Origin of the sequence: Pseudoalteromonas sp. 31A1 (assembly GCF_011378815.1) — a bacterium.
Taxonomy (GTDB): domain Bacteria; phylum Pseudomonadota; class Gammaproteobacteria; order Enterobacterales; family Alteromonadaceae; genus Pseudoalteromonas; species Pseudoalteromonas arctica.
In genome coordinates this window covers 81795-107348 of the sequence record NZ_WTKY01000009.1, presented here as the reverse complement: position 1 = coordinate 107348, position 25554 = coordinate 81795, and the positions used below count along the sequence as shown (strand labels likewise).

General features: G+C 39.2%; 20 protein-coding genes. 13 read left to right on the top strand and 7 right to left on the bottom strand.

Features of this window, described 5'->3' with window-relative positions; genetic code table 11:
- The first annotated feature begins 40 nt into the window (after positions 1 to 40).
- On the top strand, positions 41 to 832 hold the full coding sequence (locus GQR52_RS10625) for an amino acid ABC transporter substrate-binding protein (RefSeq protein WP_165728410.1): 792 nt from the start codon (positions 41 to 43) through the stop codon (positions 830 to 832).
- A gap of 82 nt (positions 833 to 914) precedes the next feature.
- Positions 915 to 1508: a thymidine kinase gene (locus tag GQR52_RS10620; protein ID WP_007582344.1), complete on the top strand. Its 594-nt coding sequence runs from the start codon at positions 915 to 917 to the stop codon at positions 1506 to 1508.
- On the opposite strand, the gene ltaE is transcribed toward GQR52_RS10620, so the two are convergent.
- Together ltaE and rlmF are read right to left on the bottom strand one after the other, a co-directional pair.
- Positions 1482 to 2486, bottom strand: a complete 1005-nt coding sequence (gene ltaE / locus GQR52_RS10615) for a low-specificity L-threonine aldolase (protein ID WP_165728409.1) — start codon at positions 2484 to 2486, stop codon at positions 1482 to 1484. The genes GQR52_RS10620 and ltaE overlap by 27 nt on opposite strands.
- 40 nt (positions 2487 to 2526) lie before the next feature.
- Positions 2527 to 3459, bottom strand: a complete 933-nt coding sequence (gene rlmF, locus GQR52_RS10610) for a 23S rRNA (adenine(1618)-N(6))-methyltransferase RlmF (RefSeq protein WP_165728408.1) — start codon at positions 3457 to 3459, stop codon at positions 2527 to 2529.
- 128 nt (positions 3460 to 3587) lie between these two features.
- On the opposite strand from rlmF, the gene GQR52_RS10605 reads away from it, so the two are divergent.
- Positions 3588 to 4541: an alpha/beta fold hydrolase gene (locus GQR52_RS10605; RefSeq protein ID WP_165728407.1), complete on the top strand. Its 954-nt coding sequence runs from the start codon at positions 3588 to 3590 to the stop codon at positions 4539 to 4541.
- Here GQR52_RS10605 and GQR52_RS10600 read toward each other — a convergent pair.
- The 3 genes from GQR52_RS10600 to GQR52_RS10590 form a co-directional block, all read right to left on the bottom strand.
- Positions 4489 to 5922: a sulfotransferase gene (locus GQR52_RS10600; RefSeq protein WP_165728406.1), complete on the bottom strand. Its 1434-nt coding sequence runs from the start codon at positions 5920 to 5922 to the stop codon at positions 4489 to 4491. The genes GQR52_RS10605 and GQR52_RS10600 overlap by 53 nt on opposite strands.
- A 90-nt stretch (positions 5923 to 6012) precedes the next feature.
- The gene (locus GQR52_RS10595; protein WP_010553992.1) at positions 6013 to 8595 is read right to left on the bottom strand and encodes a TonB-dependent receptor; all 2583 of its coding nucleotides are present in this window, start codon (positions 8593 to 8595) and stop codon (positions 6013 to 6015) included.
- A 310-nt stretch (positions 8596 to 8905) separates the two neighbouring features.
- The gene (locus GQR52_RS10590) at positions 8906 to 9076 is read right to left on the bottom strand and encodes an oxidoreductase-like domain-containing protein (RefSeq protein ID WP_010553991.1); all 171 of its coding nucleotides are present in this window, start codon (positions 9074 to 9076) and stop codon (positions 8906 to 8908) included.
- 112 nt (positions 9077 to 9188) lie between these two features.
- Between GQR52_RS10590 and GQR52_RS10585 the strand changes: the two genes are divergently transcribed.
- Together GQR52_RS10585 and GQR52_RS10580 are read left to right on the top strand one after the other, a co-directional pair.
- On the top strand, positions 9189 to 9611 hold the full coding sequence (locus tag GQR52_RS10585; RefSeq protein WP_165728405.1) for a hypothetical protein: 423 nt from the start codon (positions 9189 to 9191) through the stop codon (positions 9609 to 9611).
- Positions 9612 to 9698: 87 nt separating this feature from the next.
- On the top strand, positions 9699 to 11063 hold the full coding sequence (locus GQR52_RS10580) for a leucyl aminopeptidase family protein (protein ID WP_165728404.1): 1365 nt from the start codon (positions 9699 to 9701) through the stop codon (positions 11061 to 11063).
- A gap of 38 nt (positions 11064 to 11101) precedes the next feature.
- On the opposite strand, the gene GQR52_RS10575 is transcribed toward GQR52_RS10580, so the two are convergent.
- Both GQR52_RS10575 and GQR52_RS10570 read right to left on the bottom strand, forming a co-directional pair.
- Entirely contained in the window at positions 11102 to 11488 is a 387-nt protein-coding gene (locus tag GQR52_RS10575) for a VOC family protein (protein WP_165728403.1), read from the bottom strand.
- Between the two features lie 70 nt (positions 11489 to 11558).
- The gene (locus GQR52_RS10570; protein ID WP_165728402.1) at positions 11559 to 12638 is read right to left on the bottom strand and encodes a ketoacyl-ACP synthase III; all 1080 of its coding nucleotides are present in this window, start codon (positions 12636 to 12638) and stop codon (positions 11559 to 11561) included.
- A gap of 153 nt (positions 12639 to 12791) precedes the next feature.
- Here GQR52_RS10570 and GQR52_RS10565 point away from each other — a divergent pair, with 153 nt between their 5' ends.
- The 8 genes from GQR52_RS10565 (at position 12792) to GQR52_RS10530 (ending at position 25541) form a co-directional block, all read left to right on the top strand.
- Complete coding sequence (locus GQR52_RS10565) at positions 12792 to 14099, top strand: amidohydrolase family protein (RefSeq protein WP_165728401.1); 1308 nt, start codon at positions 12792 to 12794, stop codon at positions 14097 to 14099.
- An 8-nt stretch (positions 14100 to 14107) separates the two neighbouring features.
- On the top strand, positions 14108 to 14512 hold the full coding sequence (locus tag GQR52_RS10560; protein WP_165728400.1) for a DUF4440 domain-containing protein: 405 nt from the start codon (positions 14108 to 14110) through the stop codon (positions 14510 to 14512).
- A 61-nt stretch (positions 14513 to 14573) separates the two neighbouring features.
- On the top strand, positions 14574 to 15815 hold the full coding sequence (locus GQR52_RS10555; RefSeq protein ID WP_206017461.1) for a sensor histidine kinase: 1242 nt from the start codon (positions 14574 to 14576) through the stop codon (positions 15813 to 15815).
- Complete coding sequence (locus GQR52_RS10550) at positions 15812 to 16339, top strand: response regulator (protein WP_165728398.1); 528 nt, start codon at positions 15812 to 15814, stop codon at positions 16337 to 16339. Before GQR52_RS10555 ends, GQR52_RS10550 begins: the two co-directional genes overlap by 4 nt.
- Positions 16340 to 16366: 27 nt before the next feature.
- Complete coding sequence (locus GQR52_RS10545; protein ID WP_165728397.1) at positions 16367 to 16789, top strand: DCC1-like thiol-disulfide oxidoreductase family protein; 423 nt, start codon at positions 16367 to 16369, stop codon at positions 16787 to 16789.
- 102 nt (positions 16790 to 16891) lie between these two features.
- Complete coding sequence (locus tag GQR52_RS10540; protein WP_008171402.1) at positions 16892 to 17170, top strand: peptidylprolyl isomerase; 279 nt, start codon at positions 16892 to 16894, stop codon at positions 17168 to 17170.
- Between the two features lie 284 nt (positions 17171 to 17454).
- Positions 17455 to 24879: an RHS repeat-associated core domain-containing protein gene (locus tag GQR52_RS10535; RefSeq protein ID WP_165728396.1), complete on the top strand. Its 7425-nt coding sequence runs from the start codon at positions 17455 to 17457 to the stop codon at positions 24877 to 24879.
- On the top strand, positions 24879 to 25541 hold the full coding sequence (locus GQR52_RS10530; protein WP_165728395.1) for a hypothetical protein: 663 nt from the start codon (positions 24879 to 24881) through the stop codon (positions 25539 to 25541). Before GQR52_RS10535 ends, GQR52_RS10530 begins: the two co-directional genes overlap by 1 nt.
- The last annotated feature ends 13 nt before the right edge of the window (positions 25542 to 25554 follow it).

Sequence of the window (25554 nt, the reverse complement as noted above, 5' to 3'; positions counted from 1 at the left end):
CATACTACACTGTAGATTTAGTTTATAAATAAAAATCACTATGAAAATTAGAACGTTACTTTATATTTTTGTTTTGAAGTGTATTGTTTTTTGCGATGGCGTTACGGCCAAAGAATTACTTTTTTGTTATGAAGATAAAAATGCAGCACCACTATTTTTAGGTGTTGATAAGGCTATACCTATTGATCAACCTGATGCCTCAGTTGAGGTTTTAAGTTTATTAGATAAAGCGATTGATGGTGTTGAGATTAAGTTTGTTAGAAAACCATGGCGTAGATGCTTAAGCGATTTAGAATTTAATCGAGTTAATGCTGTTATTGCCAGTTACCGCAAAGGACGAGAAAACCTTGCTGTTTACCCTGTTGATCAGCAAGGTAAGTTACAAGATGACTATGCAGTAAGTGAATTTAGTAGCTGCCTTATAGGGCGTTATAAATTTCATAAAGAATGGGAGACTCGCGAAGTATTTCAAAATAAAGCATTTACGATAGCTATTCCTAATGGCTATGGACTAAATAGCGCGTTGAAAGAAGAACCATTTTTTATTCATAATACGTTTTCTAAAAGCAAAGCTTTTGAGTTGCTAGATAAGGGCGTGGTGCAGGCGAGCGTTGATATATGCCAAGTTGATGGTTTAAAAGTGTCGAGTTATCCGTATAAAGGTAATAACGTTAAACCGATTTACCCACCGTACGAAACAAGCCATGGTTATCTTATTTTTTCAAAACAATTCTACGAAGAAAATAACGCTCTAAGCTTGCAAATGTGGCAGTGGTTATCAAAATTTGAAAGTGCACCTATCTATATTAAATATTTACAAACACTTAAATAACCTCGTTAAATTCGCGTTTGTAAATTGGTATTAATTTAATATTAAGGTAGCATAAGCGCACTTTTTATAAAATGGCACTGCAATGGCTCAATTATACTTTTACTACTCTGCAATGAATGCAGGTAAATCAACCACGTTATTACAATCAGCATTCAATTATAAAGAACGTGGAATGGAACCTGTGATCCTTACTGCTGCCATTGATGATAGACAAGGCGTGGGTAAAGTATCGTCTCGTATTGGCTTGCAAGCAGATGCGCATGTATTTGATGCTAGCAAAGATGTTTTTGATCTTATTCAATCACTCAACAATGATAAAAAACGCCATTGTGTATTAGTTGACGAGTGCCAATTTTTATCAAAAGAACAAGTAATGCAATTAACCGATGTGGTTGATGAATTAGGTATACCGGTATTGTGTTATGGCTTGCGTAACGACTTTAGAGGCGAGCTATTTATAGGGTCGCAATATTTGCTTGCGTGGGCTGATAAGTTAGTTGAGCTTAAAACTGTATGCCACTGTGGACGTAAAGCAAACCATGTACTGCGTACCGATGAAAATGGTGAAGCAATAGCCGATGGTAACCAAGTAGAAATTGGCGGCAATGACCGATACGTTTCGGTATGCCGCAAACATTATAAAGCCGCGTTAAATATGGGCCGACAAAGCATTTAAAAATGTATCAATATCTTCGCGCGTAATATCTAAATGCGTTACTAGCCTAAGCTGCTTGCTTGGGCTAAATAATATACCTTGTTGTTTAAGCGCCTCAGCAATCTCTTCAATGTTTATACTGCTAGTGTATGTTGCGTAAACCATATTAGTGGTGTTACTCATATTTACAGTAAAGCCACTGATTTCACTTAATTGTTGAGCCAAATAACGTGCATTTGCATGATCGTCTTTTAAGCGCTCTACATTGTGCTCAAGTGCAAACTGCCCGGCAGCTGCAAGCATTCCGGCTTGGCGCATACCGCCACCAAGTACTTTTCTCCATCGTCTTGCTTTATTAATAAGTGCTGGTGAGCCTAATAATAAAGAGCCTACGGGCGCCCCCAAACCTTTAGATAAACAAATAGAAATTGAGTCAAAGTGCTTTGTGATTTCAGTGATATCAATATTTAGCTCAACAGCGGCATTAAAAGCACGTGCGCCGTCTAAGTGCAGCGCTAAATTATGCGTATTAACAAAGTCACGAGCTTGGGCTAAGTACTCAAGCGGGAGCACTTTTCCGCCTATGGTATTTTCTAAGCTAAGTAATCGCGTGTTTGCAAAATGGCAATCGTCTGGTTTTATTGCTGCAGCTATTTTACTGAAGGGGATGCTACCATCGGCTTCATTTTCAATAGGCTGTGGTTGCACAGACCCTAAAACAGCTGCGCCGCCGCCCTCAAACTTATAATTGTGAGCATTTTGGCCACATATGTATTCGTCACCTCGCTCACAATGCGCCATTATTGCAAGTAAGTTGGCTTGTGTACCTGAGCTACAATAAAGAGCAGCTTCAAAGTTAAAACGCTCACACGCATAAGCTTCTAGCTGGTTAACGCTTTCATCATCACCATATACATCGTCACCAACCGGTGCGCTGTACATAATATCGCGCATTTCTTTTGTTGGTTTTGTAACTGTATCAGAGCGAAAATCTATCATGATTGCCTTATCCTTTTTATTGTTTTTAATAAAATTGGTACTAAGCCAGCTCGCTACAAATTTGTTCACGAGTTTCTTTATCAAAGTAGCTCCATGCAATAAAGCGGCTAATTTTTTGACCTTGTGCCATATCAACTATTTTATATTGTGCTATTGGGTGGGCTTTTAATACTTCTTCAAGGGCTGCAATATTATCTTTTTTAGAGACTAACGACGTAAACCACAGTACTTGCTCTGCAAAGTCTTCGCTCTCTTTAATCATGTTAGAGATAAACTGTACTTCACCGCCTTCACACCATAATTCATTATTATGACCACCAAAATTAAGCGTGCTACTGGGGGTTTTTCCTAGGTTTTTCCATTTACGTTCACTGCCTTTACTTGCCTCTTCTTCACTTGCATGAAACGGAGGGTTGCAGAGCGTTAAATGGTATAAATCTTTTTGATTTACAACGCCTTTAAAAATATGTGATGCGTTTTTTTGTTGTTTTAGGGTTATTTTTAAACTATTAAACTGAGCAATTTGCTTTGCTATTTTTACCGAAGCTGCATCAATATCAGTCCCTGTAAAATGCCACTTATATTCACTTGTACCAGTAAGCGGATAAACTAAGTTAGCGCCAGTGCCAATATCAAGCACTTTAATTTGCTTACCTAAAGGTATTTGTTGTTGATTATCATCACTTAATAAGTCAGCTAAGTAATGAATGTAGTCAACACGCCCAGGTATAGGTGGACATAAATTGTGCTCAGGAATATCCCAAAAATCAATATTATAATGTGCTTTTAAAAGAGCTTGATTGAGTGTTTTAACGGCTTTGTTATCACTAAAATCAATACTTTTAGTACCTGCAGGTGTGGTTATAACAAAAGGCAGTAGAGCAGGGTGCTCTGTTGTTAATAAATCGAAGTCGTACCCATTTTTATGTAGGTTACGAGGGTGTAATTTTGAACGTGCTTTATTTTCTTTCATGGCTTCATTTTAACAACAGATATGATGTGGTGATTGTAACAAATGCTGATGAGTAAAGTGCAGACATTTCCTTTGGTATATTTAATATTGCTGGTAGGATGAGTTGAAAATAATAAAAAGGAATAACTGTGGCGATTTCTCAGCAATCAATAATTATCAATTTAGACGCTCACCAAACACTTCATTTACGTCGAATCAGCGATGATAATCAGCAAGGGCCTGTCGTATTTTTTATGCATGGAGCTGTAGAAAACGGTAAAATTTTTTACACCCATTCTAATAAAGGGCTTGCCCCTTTTTTGGCTGAGCATGGGTACCGATGCTATGTGGCTGATTTACGTGGACGAGGTGATAGTAAGCCAATTATTTCGAGCGAGTCCGAATATGGACAAACTGAGTCTATCCTAGAAGACATCCCTACCTTTATTAAGCAAATAGAGTTGATTGAAGGCAAGAAGCCTGACTACTGGGTCGCTCACTCTTGGGGCGGGGTATTGATGAACAGCGCGTTTGCACGTTTTCCAGAGTATATTAATGATGTAAAAGCGTGTGTGTATTTTGGCTCTAAGCGTTCTTTATTTAATAACCATCCTCAAAAATTATTACAAGCCAATTTAATTTGGTATTTTATGGCACCTTTACTTGCTAAAAAACACGGCTATTTAAATGCTAAAGGTTATAAGTGGGGAAGCGATAACGAAACTCAAAAGTCGCATTATCAAAGTATGCAATGGGCTAAAAAGAAGCCATGGATAGATTCTGATGATAATTTTGATTATGCAAAAGCTCTAAACAACCTGCATTTACCGCCAACGCTTCATATTGCTGCGGTAAAAGATAAAGCATTAGCGCAACCAATCGATATTCAAAAGTTTATGGACGAATCAGGGCCTGGCATTCAACAAATGCGAATTTACGGTCGTAAACACGGGCATAATTTTGATTACGATCATATTAATATGCTTACCCACCCAAGTGCGCGTGATGATCAATTTAAAGATTTACTTAATTGGTTTAAAGCACATCCGATTAATTCTCATCAAGTAACTTTAAAAGCGGTGTTTTGTAACGCTCCCACTTAGCGATTGCGGCGTTATTAATAGGTTGGCGAATAGCATGTTTACTCAACGTGGTTACCGGTGTTTTTTGTTTATAAAACGCTAAGCAACGCTGTTCAAAATGACAGTTTAAAAAACCAAGTAACTGCGTTAGCTGCTCTTTTGGGTTGCTCACTAAATCTTCGTAACTGACATCATAAATTGGCATACTTTTAAAGGAGTACCAATGGCTCATCAGTTTTTCATACACACTATGGTAAAGCTTAAACTCAGGTAGTGAGCAAAAATAAGGCTCGTTTTCGGCAAAGTAATTAGTGAAAATAGAAAACGCAGTAGCATTAAAGTTGCGACTTAAGTTTATAAATTTGGCATTTGGAAATAGGATATATATTAGTCCGAGCGACTGATAATTACTCGGCAGTTTATTTATTATAAAAGGTCTGATGGGCGATGCTGTTTTTAATGTTGCGATATAAAGCTCGCGGGCTTTTTTGATTAAGTCAGGCGTTAAATGCGCTAAACATTGCGGGTAAGCAACTCCCGTTTTTTGCTCGATAAAAGCAACCGCGTTATTACTAATACTCGTACTTTCTCCTAGGCTCGAAAACTGACTATGGCTTGCCAACATTTGCTCCAGGAGGGTAGAGCCACTACGAGGCATACCAATAATAAATACAGGTGTAATATTACCTGTAAATTTTTTATCGGCAGAGGCAATAAATTCCTCGGTGTTGTATTTTATTATTTCATCGTAAAAAGGGATTAAATCTTTAGTGTTAAATTCACTTAATTTTCTTTGTAATTTATTTGCCAATATAAAATAATTAAATGCTTGCTCGGTATCTTCAAGTGCATCGTAACTGTTTGCTAATGCGTAGTAACACACCATTTTTAAACGTAAATTGCTCGTTTGAGTTAGTAAGTGGTGCAAATTACTTACATAATTATGCTCTTTATCAAACCGGCCTAACTGCACAAGTTCAAATAAAATATAAGCTGTTACAGGGTATACCCCAATACTGAGTGCATGAGCAAAGGTTGTATGGGCTTTATCTAACTCGCCATGTGTTAAATAGTGCTGTGCTAAGTAATAATGAGGCTCTGGGTTATGACTTGCTAATTTTTTTGCGTATTCGAGCACCGTTAACGCATCGTTTGGCGAATTAACACCGTTAAATGCATCAGCAAGGGCATGTAATGGTTCAAGCATATGAGGCATGCGCTCACACGCTTTTTGGAGTAAGTACACGGCAGCGTCATAACGCTCTAATCGTAGGGCAATTCTGCCTAAGCCAAATAAAGCTTCACCATTTTCGGGATTACTATTTAATAGCGTTTTAAAATGAAACTCAGCTTCTTTGAGTTTATTTTGTTGAAATAATTGGTTGGCTTTATTAAGTAACATAGTTAGACATTATTATTATTTTTATTAACTATAAAATTAAAAAGGCGAAATGTCTTTAACATTTCGCCTTTGGTTCTTCATGAAAATAGTTTAAAAAGTATATGTTGCTTTAGCGTAGTAAAAGCCACCGTTAATACCAAACGGAGATGTTTCGTAGAACTGACCACCCCAGTTGTTATTAGGGATACCCGTTGCATCTGCAAAATCAAGTTTTTCAGCATCTTGGTCGAATAAGTTTTGAGCGCCTACAGAGAAGCTAACTGATTCATTTAAGAAGTAAGTTACTTCAGCATCAATAGTGACTGCAGCATCTGCTGTTTTAGCTGTTGCATCATAATCAACGTGAACACCTTGGTATTCGCCGTAGTAGTTTGCACGAGCAAATGCAGAAACTGATTCCCATTGTTGAGACAATGTGAACGTTGCACGATGGTTAGGTAAATCTTCTTCTAAGCGTTTAACTTTAAACGCACCTGTAATCTCACTAAATTGAGTTACTTCAGTATCATTCCAGTTATAAGCAAGACTAAATGTAGAGCTACCGCCCATTAGTTCAGCAGTATAGTTTGCAACTAAATCGATACCTTGAGTTGTTGTATCAAAGTCATTTGTAAAAAAGCTTACCTGAGCAAGACCTTGTACATTAGGAACTCCAGCGGCTGTAAGTGTATCTTTATCTGCTTGGCTTAAGTTGATTTTATCTGATTGGCTAATACGGTCATCTACTTGAATGTTGTAGTAATCAAGCGTTAAAAATAACTCGCCGATTGTGTATACAGCACCAAGTGTATAGCTTTGTGATTCTTCCGGCTCAAGCTCTGTACCACCTAATTGCACTGCAATAGGGTTTGTTGGTGGAAGAAGCGCTGAATCTTGTAATACACCGCTGTCTAAGCTTGTTTGTACGTTACTTACGTTAGCTTGACCAACTGTAGGTGCACGGAAACCGCTACTTACAGAACCACGAATATTTAAATCTTCAGTTAAATGGTATTGAGCCATTACTTTGTAGTTAGTTGTAGTACCAAAGCTGTCGTAGTCTTCAAAGCGAAGCGCTACGCCCATTAAAAAGTCTTCAGTAAAGGGTGCTTCAACATCAACATACGCTGCATAGTTACGACGAGAAAACTCACCTGCTTGTGATGGTTTAAAACCAGGGAAGCCGTTAGAGCCAATACCAAAACCTTGTGCTGTTAAAGGGCCTGCTGTGTAAGATTCTTCATCACCAGAAATGATAGTGAATGTTTCTTCATGCCATTCAAAACCACCGGCAATGTTTACATCATAAGCTAAACCAAAGTCGACACCCTTTGATAAATCAAAGTTAAAGTTTTTCTCTAGCTGTTCATATTTACCCGGACTGAAGTCACGTGGCGTATCCGCACCTAAAGAAGCATTAACCGTGTCATAGATGAAGTAACGTGATTCATTTAAACCCACAGTACCGCTTAAGTCATAGTAAGTATCTTTTAAGAAACCACCAGTGAATCGCCCTTTAGTACCAATAGTTAAAGAAGTATCAGTAATGTTGCCGCCAAAGTTAGGTGTAAAGCCACCTGGAAGCGTTTCGTTAAAGGCAAAACAATCTGGGTTGTTCGCTACACCATTTATATAAGCAGGATCATCTAATACGTTGCCATCTGTTATTGCAATAGTAGGACAGTTAGCGCTCATATCAGGTGTTAAATCTGCAACAAGTAGTGTTTCGCCACCATCATTTGAGTAAACGCCAGAACGTGTTTGCGGGTTACGGTAGTAAAAGCCACCACGTACATCACGTTCAGAGTAATTACCAAACATGTAAAATTCAGAATCGTTTGTTAGCTCTAAACCTACGTTACCAAAAATTGTAATATCGTCGTTTACTTCTGGTGCGCCCCATACTTGTGCAAGAGAAGATACATCAGGAACACCGGCCGCTGAAAGTGCTGCGGCATCGGCACGTTGAACTGAACGGCTTGTTGCATCAGCTGTTTTATATTGAAAGCTTAAGTTAGCAAAGCCATTGTCGGTAAACGGTAAACCCACGTTACCCGACACTTGTGTTGTATCGCCGTCGCCTTCATAAAATTGACCATGGCGGATTTCTAATTTACCACCTTCAGAAGCGTCTTTTAGTTGGAAGTTCATTACACCGGCAATCGCATCAGAACCATACTGAGCTGCTGCGCCATCACGAAGTACTTCTACTTGTTTAATAGCAATGCTTGGAATAACTGAAATATCTGCGCCTTGCGCGCCATCGTTAATACCACCGCCTAAAAATGCAATTACAGAAGCACGATGACGACGTTTGCCGTTTAAAAGAACCAATGTGCTGTCTGATGGTAAACCACGTAAGTTAGCTGGGCGAACAAGAGAGGCCGCATCACTAATAGGATTTTGATGTACGTTAAAAGATGGCACGGCACCTTTTAAAAGCTCAAGCATGTCGGTATTGCCTGATCTTTCTAATTCTTCGCCGCCAATAATATCGATTGGAACTGGTGAGTCACCGATTGAACGTGGAGCTGAGCGCGTACCTACTACGGCAATTTTCTCTACGTTTTTATTTACTTTAGTTTGCTGTTGCTCGTCTGCTGCAATAGCAGAACCCGAAAAAAACAACCCTGCAGTGGTTGTAGCTAAAGCAAATTTGATTGCTTGGTTTAGCGCATTATTTTTTAATTTCATTCTAATTTTCCCCAGTTAGAATAATTCTTATTTTTGATGCTAATTTCACATCATTTATTTTTAACTTAATTTTTTGTTTCACATAAGTTTGAGGGTTTAGCTCAAAAGCCTAATCAATTAAGCTTACTTTTTGTGAAGTCCTATTTACAGACTATAGGTAAAAAACGGGAAGGGCAATTACTAATTAACCATTTGATAACAAAAAGATTCAATTTAAGAAAAAATGCAACAATGGTGCAAAGTAAAGCTAAAATGAACTAAATAAGTGCAAATAGGGTTGTTGAGAGGAAAATTAATGCGTTATCAGTATTTAAATGTTATTTATTTGTTTCTTTTTGGTGGGGTTTTCAATGTTTTGTGCACATCGCCAAGTTGCTAATTTTTCTTTATATTCATCCCACACGCAGGGGCAGCAACTGCCACCACCACAACATTCATCAGATTTTGGTTTTTCAGGTTTTTGCGGTAGTTGGTTTGTCATATTCAGTGTTGTTGTATGTATTTAATACTAATTTGGTGCAAAGGATAAGTTAAAGGATGTTGTAAGTAAATTATTCTTTGTGAACCCTTGCTGCTGTGTGAAAATAAAAGTTATGCGATTATATAAAGTTATTCACCGTGCACCTTGGCGGGTAGTTAAAATTAGTAAAAAACGCCAACAGCAGCGTTTTCGCCGTGCTATGGTGGCGCTTAAAATTGCACTTGCGCAAGAAAAACAAGAAACCAAAGAAATGCTCTCTATTTATAGGCGCTACACTCAAGGCCAAACAAGTAAAGAGGAGTTAAAACGCGCCAATGAACAGTTTGTTGATATTTTAAAAGGGTTAGGGCTCGGTGTGTTTGCAGTATTACCTTTTGCCCCGCTTACAATTCCTTTAGTTGTTAAATTAGGGAGTTTAGTGGGAGTTGATGTACTGCCAAGTTCGTTTAATATGAACAAATCTATTAAAGAACTTGATGCTAAAATAGATCAAGAAAATCAAAAGCAAGAATCCAAAAATAGCTTAAAAAAGTAGCTAAAATCCCTTCAAATTAGCGATACCTTTTAGGTGCGCTTATTGATATGCTCTTAAGTACCATTTTTATATTATATGAGCTTTTTAATGAGTGCATTACTACGTCATACATCTTCTGGTATTCCTTTATCTTTTATTCTTAAAAACGAATTATCTGACTGGCAAGCACAGCAGCCTGCATTTATACAAAATTGGTTAACTAATACAGGTTTCGAAAAGCAAGGTGTTGCTTTAATCCCTGATGCTAAAACTGGCGAGTTAAGCCAGGTATTTTGTTTAATGCAAAGTAGCGATGATTTTTGGGCTGCGGGTAATTTAGCAAATACACTGCCTACTGGTACTTATCAAATTCAAGGCGAGAGCGCTTTTGTAGAGCAAGTTGCTTTAGGGTTTGTGCTTGGTGGTTATGAATTTAGTGAATACAAAGAAAAACCAACAGCAAAAGCGCAATTAGCCATTAGCGATAAAGCGTTGTTTGAGCGTATTAGCCAACAAGCTGATGCTATTACACTTGCGCGTGATTTAGTTAATACGCCAGCGGTAGACATGATGCCGCAACATTTATCGCAAGTAATGGAAGATTTAGCTGCAACTTACAATGGCGAATTTTCACAGTGGATTGGCGATGAGTTACTAGAGCAAAACTACCCGACTATTCACATGGTGGGTCGTGCAAGCGAAAACAAACCGCGTTTACTCGATTTAAAATGGGGTGCACCCGATGCTCCATTAATTACGCTAGTAGGTAAGGGCGTATGTTTTGACTCAGGCGGACTTGATTTAAAACCAAGCTCTGGCATGCGTAACATGAAAAAAGACATGGGCGGCGCTGCGCATGTAATTGCACTAGCGCAGCTTATAATGGCAGCTAATTTACCAATTAGATTACGAGTGCTTGTACCTGCTGTTGAAAATGCAGTATCGCGCAATGCATTTCGCCCTGGCGATGTTGTTAAAACACGCAAAGGCATTATGGTCGAAATTGATAATACAGACGCAGAAGGGCGCTTAGTATTGTGTGATGCGCTAAGTGAAGCACAAAACGATAATCCTGAGCTAATTATTGATTTTGCTACCCTTACGGGTGCATGTCGTGTTGCGTTAGGCACGGAGCTTCCGGGCTTTTTCTCAACAGAGCGCGATGTAGCAAACGGTATTATTGATGCAGGTTTAAGTGTACATGATCCTGTTTGGCAACTTCCGCTGTTTGAGCAATATAAAAACTTACTAAAAAGTGATGTAGCCGATATGGCAAATTGCGCAAGCACACCGTTTGGTGGTGCTATTACTGCGGCGCTTTACTTAAAAGAATTTGTTGAGCCAACAACACCATGGGTACACTTTGATGTAATGGCGTGGAACTTACGTGCATTACCAGGTCGTCCAACGGGTGGTGAAGCATTAGGTATTCGTGCTGTATTTAACTACTTACAAAATCGTTTTAATAAATAAGTTTTTGATTCAATAGTAAGAACTCGAGCTTATGAGTTTTAAACCTCATAAAGCTCAAGTGGCAAGTTATCTGGATCGGCAAAAAAGGTAAACTTTTTGCCGGTTATTTCATCCACTCTAATATCCTCAATGTTTACTTCGCACGACTCTAAATACGTTTTTGCAATCTGTACATCCGCTACCTTAAAAGCTAAATGTCTTAAGCCTTGCGCTTCTGGATAGCTTGGTCTTGCGGGCGCTCCATCAAACGAAAATAGCTCTATTTGGCTACCATCGGGCATGGCTAAATCTAATTTATATGAATTACGATCAGCTCTAAAGTGCTCATTAATAACGTTAAGTTTAAGTACATTGCTATAAAAGTGTTTAGAACGTGCATAGTCACTGCAAATAATAGCAGCGTGGTGAATACCTAAAAGTTTCAAATTTAATTCCTTAAAAAGCAAAAACGCACTTAAATAAGTGCGTTTTAAATGTGGCTTATTACATCTTGTGTTAGCTTGGCTGCGCTTCTTTACATGCTTTAACGGCCGGTGCTACAAGTTCTAAACCGGTTTTATCACATGGCGGTAAAGCGGCATCGCTTACACTAATAGGCGTTACGCGTTCGCCCCATTTTATGTAACTTGCAGCCCACGTAAGGCCTGCACCAAATGCAGCAGACATAATGTTTGAATGCGGTTTAATTAACCCTTGCTCAACGGCTTCACATAACGCAATAGCAATCGTAGCAGCAGAGGTATTACCATACTCACCAATGTTAACCATTACTTTTTCGTCAGGTACTTTTAAACGATGCTGAATAGCCTGAATAATACGTAAGTTAGCTTGGTGTGGAACGAGTACATTAATGTCATCAAGGCTCAAATCGGCTTGTTTAAGTACATCGTCGCACGCTTCGCTCATGCCTTTAACAGCACGTTTGAAAATTTCACGACCTTCAAATAATAAATCAGATGGACCAATTGGCTCATATTTATTTAAATCACTACCAAAGTTAGTGATGTGTAAAATATCGCGGTCTTCACTGTCACAACCAGTTTTGGTTGCTAGTAAACCAGCTGGTGTTTCTGCAGCTTCAAGTACGACCGCACCTGCGCCATCGCCAAATAAAACAGCGCTATCGCGACGTGCCCAGTTTACGTACCAGGTCATACGCTCAGCGGCAATGACCACTGCTTTTTTGATCATACCCGCTTGAATTTGTGCTGTAGCAGCTTGCAATGCATATAAAAAGCCAGAACATGCCGCGTTTGTATCCATTGCGGCAGCGCCGGTTGCACCAATATTTTTTTGCACTTGTGAGGCGGTATTTGCCACAACAGTAGAAGGTGTACAAGTGGCTAATATAACTAAATCAATATCTTTAGGGTCAACGCCTGCGCACGCAATAGCATGCTTAGCTGCAACGGTTGCCAGCTCGGCGGTACTTACATGGCTCACTCGGCGAGATTTAATGCCAGTACGCGTGGTTATCCACTCGTCGGTGGTATCAACTATTTCACTAATTTCATCGTTGCTAATGCTTGCTGGTGGAATGCATTTACCCCAACCAGTGATATGTGCGTAAGGCATAGTATGTTCTCTTAAGGTGGTCTGACATGTATTACTAATGGGTGAGTTATACCAAAAAACGGCTTTCAAGACTAGTTTATAGCATGTTTTGTATCGTAAATATTAGCAATTACAGGTTATTTAGGGTAATGCTAGTATAAAAAAGGAGCAAGTATGAAAACAACACTAATAACAACATTCACTTCAATAACGCTGGCATTAATAGCAAATGGGGCTTTTGCTCAACAGCATAAAATTATTTATGCGGGCAGTTTACTTGCATCCGAGGATCAAAAAGTAAAAACAGAGCAAACGTTAGTCATAACAGATAATACAATAACAGCCATTAAAAACGGCTACCTCACAAAAGCAGAACTTAACCTACCTGATGCCGATATTATAAATCTTAAAAATCAATTTGTAATGCCTGGTCTTATTGATATGCATGTTCACGTTACGTTTGAGCGAGATGCTAAAGCAAACCCTCACCGCTGGGCTACAGAATATGATGCCGATTATGCTTTGCGCTCAATTAAATATTTACAACGTACGCTCGATGCGGGTTTTACATCAGTGCGAGATTTAGGTAGCGATCACAAAGTTATATTTCCGCTAAAACGCGCTATCGAGAGAAATGATATTAACGGCCCTCGTATTTTTGCAGCGGGTAATACAATATCGCCTACCGGTGGACACGCAGATATGCACGGTTATCGAAAAGATATTACAGATGCGGTTACAGGTGGGATTGGTATTTGTAATGGCGCGGATGATTGTAGCCGTGCGGTACGCGAGGTAATAAAAAGTGGCGCTGATGTAATTAAAATTACTGCCACAGGTGGAGTACTAAGTAATACCGCTGCTGGTGTTAACCAACAACTTACAGATGCAGAGCTGATTGCAATTGTTGATACTGCTCATCACTTGGGTCGTAAAGTTACAGCGCATGCGCACGGTACACAAGGTATAAAAGCGGCCTTAAAAGCCGGTGTAGATTCTATTGAGCATGGCTCTTATTTAGATAAAGAGGCAATAAAGTTATTTAAAAAAACGGGAGCTTATTTAGTACCGACGCTTTTAGCGGGTGCAACGGTAAGCGAAGAGGTGCTTACAAATCCAAATATGCCACCGGCAATAGCCGACAAAGTGCGTGAAGTGACTCCAAAAATGCAAGCTTCGTTTAAACTTGCACTGAAAAATAAGGTTAATATAGCTTTTGGAACAGACTCTGGTGTGTCGCGTCATGGGCTCAATGCTAACGAATTTAGTTTAATGGTAAACAATGGTATGAGCGAAGCCCAAGCTATTAAATCAGCAACTATACATGCAGCTAAACTGCTGGGGCAAAGCGCACTCATTGGCGACTTGAGTGTTGGTAAACAAGCAGATATTATCAGTGTGAATGGCTCACCGCTTAAAAATATCGACGTACTTAAAAACGTGCAATTTGTTATGAAAGCCGGGCAAGTTTATAAACAATAGGGAAGGTTATGAGCAGCAAAATAAAAGTGTCGTTGTTTAATCATTTGATTGACGCTGAGCGCCAGTTACTAGACCCAGAGGTTCGCCAATCTGAGCGCGCATTAGATGCTTTACTCGATGATGAATTTATCGAAATTGCTGCCAACGGCACTACGTTTAATAAATACCAAGTACTTACCCGTTTACCTACCGAGGTTGTGCCACAGTTTTATAATCAGCATTTTAAGGGCCGAATGCTGAGCGATGATGTAGTACAACTTAGTTACCAAGCAGCTTATAGGCGCTCTGCTCGCGCTGAGTTTAATTACTCGTTACGTATGTCGCTTTGGCGCCAAACTAATGAACAATGGCAAATGGTGTTCCACCAAGGAACGCCCTGTGCACCGTTTACAATTTCGATGGATGATGATTAAAAACCATATACCCGTTAAAATACCTTTATTAAACATTTGATTGGGCTATTACCTCTTGTTAATGCGTACCGACCCCACTATTAGTCGACTATTAATGCTGCGAAGCGGCGCTATTGCGGTGCAATTAATTGCTGTGCTTAGCGTTTATTTTTTACTAGAACATCAAATCGCATTACTGCCTCTACTGATTGTTATTGCCATTGAGGCTGTTTTTCAGCTTATTAGCCTGTTTGCCTATCGTAATGTAAGCCGCGCTAAACCTTTGGGTATGTTGATGCAGCTAACTGCTGATGTATTATTTTTAACGGTTTTGCTTTCGCTAAGCGGCGGTGCAACCAATGCATTTGTATCACTGTTATTGCTCCCAATAATGATAGCTGCTGTTACGCTGCGAGAAAAAGGATTAGCTTATATTGCGGTATTAGCCATTGCCGCATACAGTTTGCTACTGATTAAGATGCCCGAACACAGTATGCATCAAATGAATATGAGCGGGCACTTTATTGGCATGTGGGTCAATTTTGTTTTAAGTGCTAGTGTAATTGCACTTGTTATTGGCGCAATGAGCAGGGCACTTAAAGAGCGAGAGCGAATTATTGCAAACGTGCGTGAAAAACAATTACGTAACGAACAGCTTGTTACCCTTGATGGCGCCGCTGTACAAATAACCCATCAACTTGCGACCCCTATAGCAAACTTACAGTTACTGTTTGAAGAGTTATTAGAAGATCAACCAAACAACCCTATTGTTAAGCACATGCAAGCGCCGCTTACTCAGTGTAGTACACAGCTTAACGACTTTAGAAAACTCTCAGAGCAATTACGCCTTAAAAATTCACAAGAGCATACCACCGTAAAGCAACTGCAAACGCAAATTACAGATACGCTTTTACTGCAATACCCTGATCAGCACATTAAATGGATTACGCCACCTATTGCAGCAACATTGATAAGTGATGCGATGTTATTGCCTGCTATTTTAAATTTATTGCAAAACGCCGCGCTCGCTAATCAAAAACAAGGTCAAACTCAATTAGAGCTGAGTTGGCAGCAAGATAACTTACATAGTGAATGCGTTTACTTGTTAATTCGCGATTTTGGCCGTGGCTTTTCATCATCGCAATTAGCAGAGCTGGGCGGGCAACTTATGCCAAGCGATCAAGGAATGGGGCTTGCTGTGCTTTTATCAAATGTTACTTTTGAGCGTTTAAATGGCTCACTTACCTTGTTTAACCATGCAGATGGCGGCGCTGTCGCCAAAGTTAAACTCTCTATTGTAAACACTGAAGATAACGCCTCATGAAGTTACTTATAATTGAAGACGACATAAATTTAGCCAGCACACTGGCAAGGCGCTTAACTAAACAAGGCTTTATCTGCGAGGTGGCGCATAATCAAAGTGATGCGTTACTTACCGCGCGTAAACTATCGCCCGACTTTGCTTTATTAGACATGAAACTAGGTGACGACAACGGGCTTGCACTCATAAAGCCGCTGCGTAGTTTGCTCCCCCAAGCTCATATTGTTTTACTAACTGGGTTTGCAAGTATAGCAACCGCAGTAGAGGCAATGCGTTTAGGCGCAAACGACTACCTTACTAAGCCGGTTGATATGGCAACATTATTAAAAGCGCTTAACACCGAGCCTGTGGCATCGGCATCGAGTGTTATTGGTGATGCGGTTATGTCGCCGGAGCGCTTAGAGTGGGAGCATATTCAACAAGTGCTTCACAGCAATAATGGCAATGTGTCGGTTACCGCAAGGCAACTTAATATGCACAGGCGTACTTTGCAGCGCAAGTTACAAAAAAAGCCGGTGCAGCAGTAATTTAGTACTTAATTTAAGGAAAGTGTTATGAGCGATGATGCAGTGACAATAATGCAAAATCAAAAAATTATATTATTTGATGCGCAATGTAAGCTATGCAGCGCGTGGTGTAATTTTATTATTGCTAATGATACACAGACTATTTTTAAACTATGCAGCGTGCAATCTCCAAAAGGGGATCTGTTGTTAACACACTTTGGTTTTTCAACAACTGAATATGCCTCAATGGTGCTTGTTGAAAATGGTAAAGCATTTACACAAAGCCATGCTTTTTTTAACGTTGTTAAGCAGCTAGGTTACCCATATAAACTAGCAAACGTATTTAGTATTTTGCCAAATAGGTTTAATAATTGGTTATACGATAGGGTTGCTTTAAACCGCTATACCTTATTTGGAAAATATCAGTACTGCAGAATTCCCAACCCAGATGATGCTAAACATTATTTATAAATTAGGCGTTAATACACTGCAGTATAAGTAGATGCTAGGTTTATGAGGTTGTGTTAAAATCGCCGCGTTTAATTTTAGCTAACGGTATAAAAGGCTTTTTTCATGGCAAACACAGCACATGCACTTCACATTTTGGTTAAGCACAAAGAAATTGCAGAAGATATTATTAAGCAATTAGGTAAAGGTGCAAAGTTTCAAACCTTAGCTAAAAAGTATTCGTCATGCCCATCGGGCAAAAAAGGCGGAGACTTAGGTGAATTTGGACGCGGGCAAATGGTCCCTCAGTTTGATAAAATTGCATTTAAAGGTGCAATTTTAGAACCCCACCTAGTTAAAACTAAATTCGGCTGGCATGTTATTAAAGTGCTTTATCGTACTTAATAGAACCGTTAACAATTACGCAAAAGGCTGCACAATGCAGCCTTTTATTTCTGTATACACTTTAATTTTAATGCTGTTGATATTTCTAAATTAATTCAACTAACAAATGTATACATAATGTTGCTGAAAGTTTGTCTCTGCAGCGAACATCCTCTTAAGAATACTTTTTGAACCCAAAAAAGGCAAAGATGTAAAAAAAATGTTTATTTTTTACGTTTTGTTTATTATTATTGATCTGATAAAAATATAATAATTAAATCAATAAAGAATAGGGATATTAAATAGTGTTCGCATCTTGCTCAAAACTAATAGGTTTGTCTTTTCTAACTATTTTATCATTTGAATCAAATGCCTCATCCAGTTGGGTGCCAATTGCTAATGATGGGATCACCACTTTTATTCCTGTTCCGCAAGTTACAGTCAATGGCGTTGGTGTTTACACCACTGGTGACAGTACTCGTATATCCATAGGCGATATAGGCGCAACAACAGCTTATTACTTCCGTACTAAAGATGTCAACAGCGGTGCTTTAGGGCCACTGCAATGTAAAACTGCCGAGCAAGTCAAAAATGATGGAAATAGCATATTAGCCGATCCAGGCATAAACACAGGCAAATATACGTATCAAGTTTCAGCCTGTATGACCGGCAGTGGCTGCGACATAAATGCGTTTGAATCAGGAAGTCTAGCTTGTTCAATACCTGGCGCTACAAATCAGTTTGAATATAAAAGCGTAGCAGGAACAAGAGCAATCAGTGTATCTGATAGTGCAACAGAACATGTTGGTACCATAGCCGCGCAGTTTAGGGTATCTGAAAGTGGGGCCGCAACTTATAACGTTCCAATTTCAATTCCGAAGGGAACTGCTGGTGTTGCACCGCAGGTTTCGCTTAATTATAGCTCTCAAGCTGGCGATGGAATAATTGGGCAAGGTTGGTCTTTAAGCGCTTCTTCCGCAGTGACTCGTTGTGGTAAAACCCCTGTTTACGACGGTAAACAGGGGGGAGTTAGTTTAACAAAAACTGACAGGCTTTGTTTTAACGGGCAACGACTACTAAAAAATAGAACTGCAAACACAAAGCATACATCAGATATTGGTATTACAGACATATCTTATTGGAGCGAATCAAGCGTTTATCATACAGCGGTAGACAGCTTTAACATTATTAAGCCTCATTATGTTGCAGGCACATTAAGAGCATTTACAGTAGAGAATAAAGCAGGTGAAATTCACTATTTTGGTGATGTGAGCGCAATAGATTCAAATAAAAAATCATTATTAGGTAAAAGCTTAACAAGAACATTTAAAACGGTTGGTGGTTCAGAAACTCAGGGCAAAAATGATGCCTATATCCACAGTGAAAATAACACTGATTTAGCAAGAATGTGGCTCGTTAAGGCAGTGCAAGATGTTAAAAGTAATTACTTTGTATATAACTATAATGATTTTTACGGTAAGTATTCTACCCATCATGGTGAAAGCTATTTAAAGAGTATTGATTACTCTGGTAATGCAGTTTTAAATAAAGTGCCATACGCTTCAATTATTTTTACTTATAAAGAAAGTAAAAAACAGAAATCAGGTTACTCTGCAGGTTCATCAATTTACCAAAGTCAACTATTAGAAAGCGTTCAAGTACAAATAGATAAAAAACTATTTAGGTCTTATACACTCTCGTACTATGAATCAGACTTTCAAGACGAAAAAAATTACCTAGAGTCTATGACAGAATGTGCAGGAACTGGCACAAACAAACTTTGTAACGCGCCATTGACTTTTAACTGGCAAAAACCAGCACCAATTACTACTCAAACACGAGAGGAGTGCCACACAGAAGATACAACGCCCTTATCACGTATGTGCAGGCAGGTACCTGTATCTGATTCATTCAAACCGTTTTCGTCATCGTCATCTAAAACTGTAACGACAAAAAACAATAATAAAGCATTGATATTTGATTTTAACGGTGACGGATACTCAGACATCATTTATCCAGATGGAACATGGAAAGTAAAATATGGGCCAAGCTTATCATCAGCTATTCCCCTTACGGGAACCGGGAACCTTGTTTCTAAAGCAGAGCATGCAAGGGTTATAGATTTTGATGGTGATGGCATTCTTGACTTTATAGTTGCTGAAAATAAAACCTCAACCTGGAAGGTTGTTTCTAGTAAATCTAAGGTAACAAAAACAACACATTGTCGCGGATTTAGCGAATGCTTTACAATAAACGCAACTATAAATGTTCAAGATACAGGAATACTTGCATCTGGACTTGAAGGGTTTACGCAAATAATAGATGTTGATGGAGATAGCTTACAGGATATTGTGACAGTAAGTAGTGGATTAACATTAAAGTATTACAAAAATAATGGCGGCGGAAACTTTTCTGAATCAAAAACGCTCGCAACTATACCTAGTGCAACAAGAACTGGGCCTCCAAATGATCAAGTTAGAATTACGCATACACTTTATAATGGCGATAGTATATACAAAAGTTCCGCCGGAGCTCGCAACGCAACAGTTTTAGATTTTAATGGTGATGGCATAACCGATTTGTTAGTTGGTCGCAAAACTACAACTAGAACATGTACGAGTGGGGGGCAATTCCCAAGAAATATAGATTCTTATCAAACATCTTCAGCGCAAACTAACTCAATTAATGGACAAACATGTAGCGTTAGTAATCGTATCAGTTGGTATTTGTACTCAGGAGATGATTGGACTACTTACAAACATGAATTTTCAGGTAATGCATTTAATTCACCAAAAGCGGTAGATCTCAATGGTGATGGCTTGACAGATATATTATGGCGAGTTGGTGACGAATTAAGATATAGACTAAGCGACGGTACTAAATTATTAAACCCTAATGTAGTAGAAGTTGCTGGCACCTATGGCAGTTATGCATTAAAAGTTAATGACGAACAAGAGGGACTGAGCTACTTCATGGACGTTTCTGGTGATGGTAGAACCGACCTTCTTATTTCTAACACCGCAAAAACAGAGCGTAGCACATACTTTTCGATGCCTGTTAAGGGGCATCCAAGTAAAATTTATTTTCAGAAACGAGGCAGTTGGACATTTGACGACAACAAAATGACCCAGTTTGCCGATATAGACGGTGACGCTAAGTTAGACTGGCTGCAAGGAACTAATTCTGAATGGAAAGTATACCTTAATAAAGATGCTGGTAAATTAATGAATGTAATATCAAATGTCGATAATGGCCACGGTATTACAAACAATATTACCTATTCAAGTATTACTAATACCTTTAATAACTTTGCTGAGCACAATACTGCTACTTATATACAAGATCATTCATCAAATGGGCTAACAGAAGATGGGTCGTTAGACCCTGATTATATATCACCTAAAACAGGCATGTTTATGGTGTCGCGAGTTGACTCTTTAAGTAATTATGGCACCACTCAATCGGTAATATACCAATACGGTGGTCTATTAATGCACAAAAAAGGCTATGGAAATCTTGGGTTTGAATTGCTCCGTACTTTAGATTTGCAAACGTGTACAACCGAAACTGCATATAAAAATGAAATTATAGGTTACGATGATGACGGTACACCGTTTTGGGGTAAACGTCCCTATTCCTATACAAATTATGATACCTGTATGGCTACAACAACGGTATATAACCAACTTGCACCTTATACAGGTATTCCTAAGTCAACTGTTCAAACATTTGGAGTTGGCTCTGGCGCAGTAATAGTAAGTGAAGCAATTAATAGTGTAGGTAATAAAGCAACAGTAAATGGCGGTATCCAAGCTTACATTGAAAAATCGACTGAGGTTAGCTATGCACTAAACAAAGAGCTAACTGCCAGTAGCGTAGCCACAAGAAGTATTACCGAAAACGAATATGATTTTTACGGTAACGCAGAAACAATTACAAACACAACAGACAACAAAGCGTCTGGCGCAGTATCAACATCAAATGTATTGTCTGTTATTACAGAAAACACATACGGCAGTTCGAGTGTTGATAAAAAAATGGGCCGATTGGCAACCTCTCGAGTAAGTAAAACACTCAAAATAGGTGGGGTCACTGCTCCGGTTAACGGTACTGCTGGAAGCATAGTTAACAATGCGAGTTTTACCTATAATAGCGATAAACTATTAAAAACAGAAACTACGGCCTTTGGAACAACCACGCATGGCTACGACCAATGGGGTAATAAAAACAGTAGTACGTTTGTTACAAATAATTCAACAGGGAATGTGTCTAGTTCTCGCTCAACATCAATGCAATACGATAGTCGAGGCCGTTTAGTGGTTAGCTCGACTAATTTAAAAGGATTTACAACAACAAGTAGATATAAAACGACTACTTCAGGCACAAGTTTCACCCAATTACCTAAAGGTATAATATTAGCCACTCAGGTTGAGGGCGAGAACGGCGGTAAAGTTACAAAAGAGTATAATTATTTTGGTACGCCAACTAAAACACTATCAAGCACGGGTAGTCAATCACCTACATTACAGTCAGCAACATACACACGTTTATGTAGTAGTGTATCTTGTGGTGTTGCAGGGGCATTTCAACGAATAATTAGTGCGGCATCTGGCATGCCAGAAACCCATACATACCTTGATGCATGGGGGCGTGAGCTTGTAACTAAAAAACGTTTACTGAGCGGTAGCTGGCAGGTTGTAGAAAAAGATTACGATGAACAAGGCCGAGCTAAATGGGTCTCGGAGCCCGGCAGTGGCAGTGCATCAAGTTATAAAACAACGTTTAGCTACGATAAACTGGGCCGAGTTGACAACGAGTTAAAACCAACGGGTGACACCGTAACCCGTGAATACGATGGACTAACAACCACAACTACCGACGAAAAAGGCAACAAACAAATAGTAACGACTAACTTTGTGGGCCAAAAAGTATTGGTGCAAAGCTTAAGCGCAGAGGGTGAAACGCTCACTAAATTAGCCTATACCTATAGTGCCAACAACGATTTACTTACAACTAAAGTATACAACGGCAATACGTTTAGCCATACACAAGTAACGCTAGTAGTAGATAAATATGGTCGCAAAACAAGTATGACCGACCTTGATAAAGGTACATGGCGCTATACATATAACGACTTTGGCGAGCTAGTTACGCAAACTAACAGCAGTAACCAAACGCTTGCTATGCGCTATGATGAATTAGGCCGTAAAATTGCAAGACTTGACGTAGACGGTTTAACCTGTTGGGAATACGACTCGCAATTAAAAGGCGCATTGAGTCGCGTTGCCTATAAAAAAGGCGCGAATCAAAACACCAACACGTGTAGCAGTAATTGGCCAACGCAACCTAATTACCAAGAAACATACACCTACGGTAACAATAATAAATTAGCTGAAACAGAAACTCTTATTGACGGTGAAATTTTTTACAGTCAACTGATGTACGATGAATATAATCGCGTTAAATACACACAATACCCAGCAAATGGATTTACTGTTGAGCATGGCTATAACAACTATGGCATGGCAACAAAGCTGACTAATGTAACCCCCAACCATCGCGATTTTGGAAAAGTATACCAAGAAGTAAAAGCAATGGATGCACGCGGTAATATAACTGACGTGCGTTATGCCAACGGCGTAAAGCAAACTAAAGGCTATAAAACAACCAGTGGTTATATTGATAGCATGTCGCTTACCAAAGGCAGTAGCATGTTACACAACCAAAGCTTTAAGTTTGATGAAGTTGGTAACCTAACAGAGCGTAAACATAACTTTGCGTTAGGTGGCTCAGCGCATGATTACTGCGAAAGCTTTGGATACGATAGCTTAAATAGACTTGATTGGAGCCGTACCCAAGTAAGTACCACTACATGTAACGAAAGTAGTGGCGGTATATATAAAAATTATGATTACGATGCACTGGGTAATTTTAAATATAAGCAAGGTGCAGGGCATTACACTTACCACAGCAGCATTAAAAACCGTGTATTAAAAGTAACTAGCGGGGCAAATGGCGCAGGGACAGTGATATACGACTTTAGCAATTCCAGCAGTTACGATAACCGAGGAAATGTACTTTCAGATGGCTCGCGTACCTTTACTTATAGCGCGTACGATAAACCTACACGAATTACTAAAGGCGGTATTTATACCGACATGGCTTACGACCATAATCGTAATTTATACAGCCGCACAGACAAACGCAGCAATGGTACAACTCATACACTTTATGTAAAAGGGCTATACGAACGTATTAAAGGCAGTAATGGTATAACTGAGCATAAATATTACGTTGGTAATGTTGTTGTAACAGACCGCTCTAACGGTAATAACGATACTTTTTACTTACATAAAGACCATTTAGGTTCAACCACGTCAATTACCAATGCCAGTGGCGCGGTAGTGCAGCATATAAATTACGATGCCTGGGGCAAACAAAACCGTTTTAGCACTTCAAGCAGTTTACAAACGCTACTATCGCAACAAAGCCCTGCTGAAAGTAAAGGGTATACTGGGCATAAAGAGCTGAGCGATTTAGGTATTATTCATATGGGTGGCCGTATTTATGATGCTACATTGGGCAGGTTTTTGCAGGCTGATCCGCATATTCAAGCACCAACGAATAGCCAAAACTATAATCGTTATAGTTATGTGTTGAATAACCCGTTGAGCTATACCGATCCAAGTGGGTATTTCTTTAGCAAGCTTTGGAAAGGCGTTAAGAAATTTGCTAGCGTCATCATAGTGGCTGTTGCATCTTATTATTGTGCTGGAACATGCACCGCTGCTATGTGGGCAGCAATAGGGGGGGCTGCGGGAGCAACTGGTGCTGCACTGAATGGAGGAAATATTTTAACGGGAGCATTAGTAGGTGCCTTTACTGCCGGAATTGGAGCTGGCGTAGGGGAAGGGATAGGAGCCTTTTTTGCCAATGGGCTTGCTGGTGGTATTGCAGGTAAAGTACAAGGAGGTAAGTTTGGGCACGGTTTCTGGTCTGCTGGACTAGGTTCTGCTATTGGAGGTGGCTACGGTCAAGGATTTGGTAAAGTTGTAACCGCAGCAGTTGTAGGTGGAACGATATCAAAACTAACAGGTGGTAAATTTGCTAATGGTGCGGTTAGTGCTGCGTTTGTTGTTGCAATAAATACAGATTGGTCTAAGACAAATAATTTTGGTAATGGTGGAAGTGGTGAAGCTAATAGAGTAGTAGAGCAATCTGGTAGTTTAACTGTTGGGGAGTCGGAATTCACTTATAACACAGTCGGTCCAGAAGGTTATGCGGATCAAGTTGCGGGCAGCTTATCGGAGCTAGCTGGTACTGATGCTGGTGCTAATATGCTGGAAGGGATAGCTGGCACTGATGCTGAAATAACATTTGAGTATGGAAGAAATACATTCAAAACAGTAGGTAGTCATTTTAGCAATGATTCTACAATACACTTTGACCCTTTACATTCAGAACCATTTCGAGGATTACGTTTTAGAAAACCTGTAAATGTTAGTGGTGAAAGTTCAACTTTAGCTCTTGGTCATGAATTACACCATGCATGGAAAAATGCTGCATCAACTATGTTTAGTTCAGGTGGTGTAACTCGAATAGGAGATCCGAGAGGTGGAGGTTTGACTGGTGAAGCTTATGCAGTGCGTCATACTAATTTAATTCGTAACCAAATGAGGTTAAGGTATCAAAGAACTCATTATGTGGGCCAATGCGTGGTAGGTTGCTAATGAAAAAATCAGTAATTTTAATTGGTATGTTGATAGTGTTATCGCTATCAACTATTTTTGCAAAAAGCTTTTTGAAGCCAAATGATATAGAGCAAACATGTTCTCTTAATTGGCTAGAAGCTTTTTATAGTGTTCAAAATACTAAAGCTGCAATTGATAACCTTGGGTTTAATCCAAGAGAGTTTTTTGTAGTCAAAACCGCTTCTTCTGGAAGTTCAAAGTATGCTTTCACGGCAATTGCTGCCAATACTAATGAGGCAAGATTAATTTATAATACATCTTCTATGAAGCAGGCACTCGTGGCAGATATTAATTATAGGGATGCCAAATATTGGCTTAAACAGTTTGAAATATTAAGTACAAAATCTAAGCCCAGTGTAACTGCAACGATAGAAAACTCTACAAACATTGAGTGCGAGTTTCTTTATGGGAAAGATATTGCTGGCATTGTTAAAAACACTACAATTATAGGTATGCTAGATAGCAAAAATGAATTAGAGATTTTCTTAAATAAGCTAGAAAATTTTTCAAGGAAATTTTTAACTGATAACGAAAAATTCAAAGGCGTGGAGTTTTCTGACATTCCAACACAAGGTGAACTGGACAATATGTCACAAAAGATTTTGACTAATCGTTTTTTTGAAATTGAAAACTGGGATTGATTTCGAAAAATTA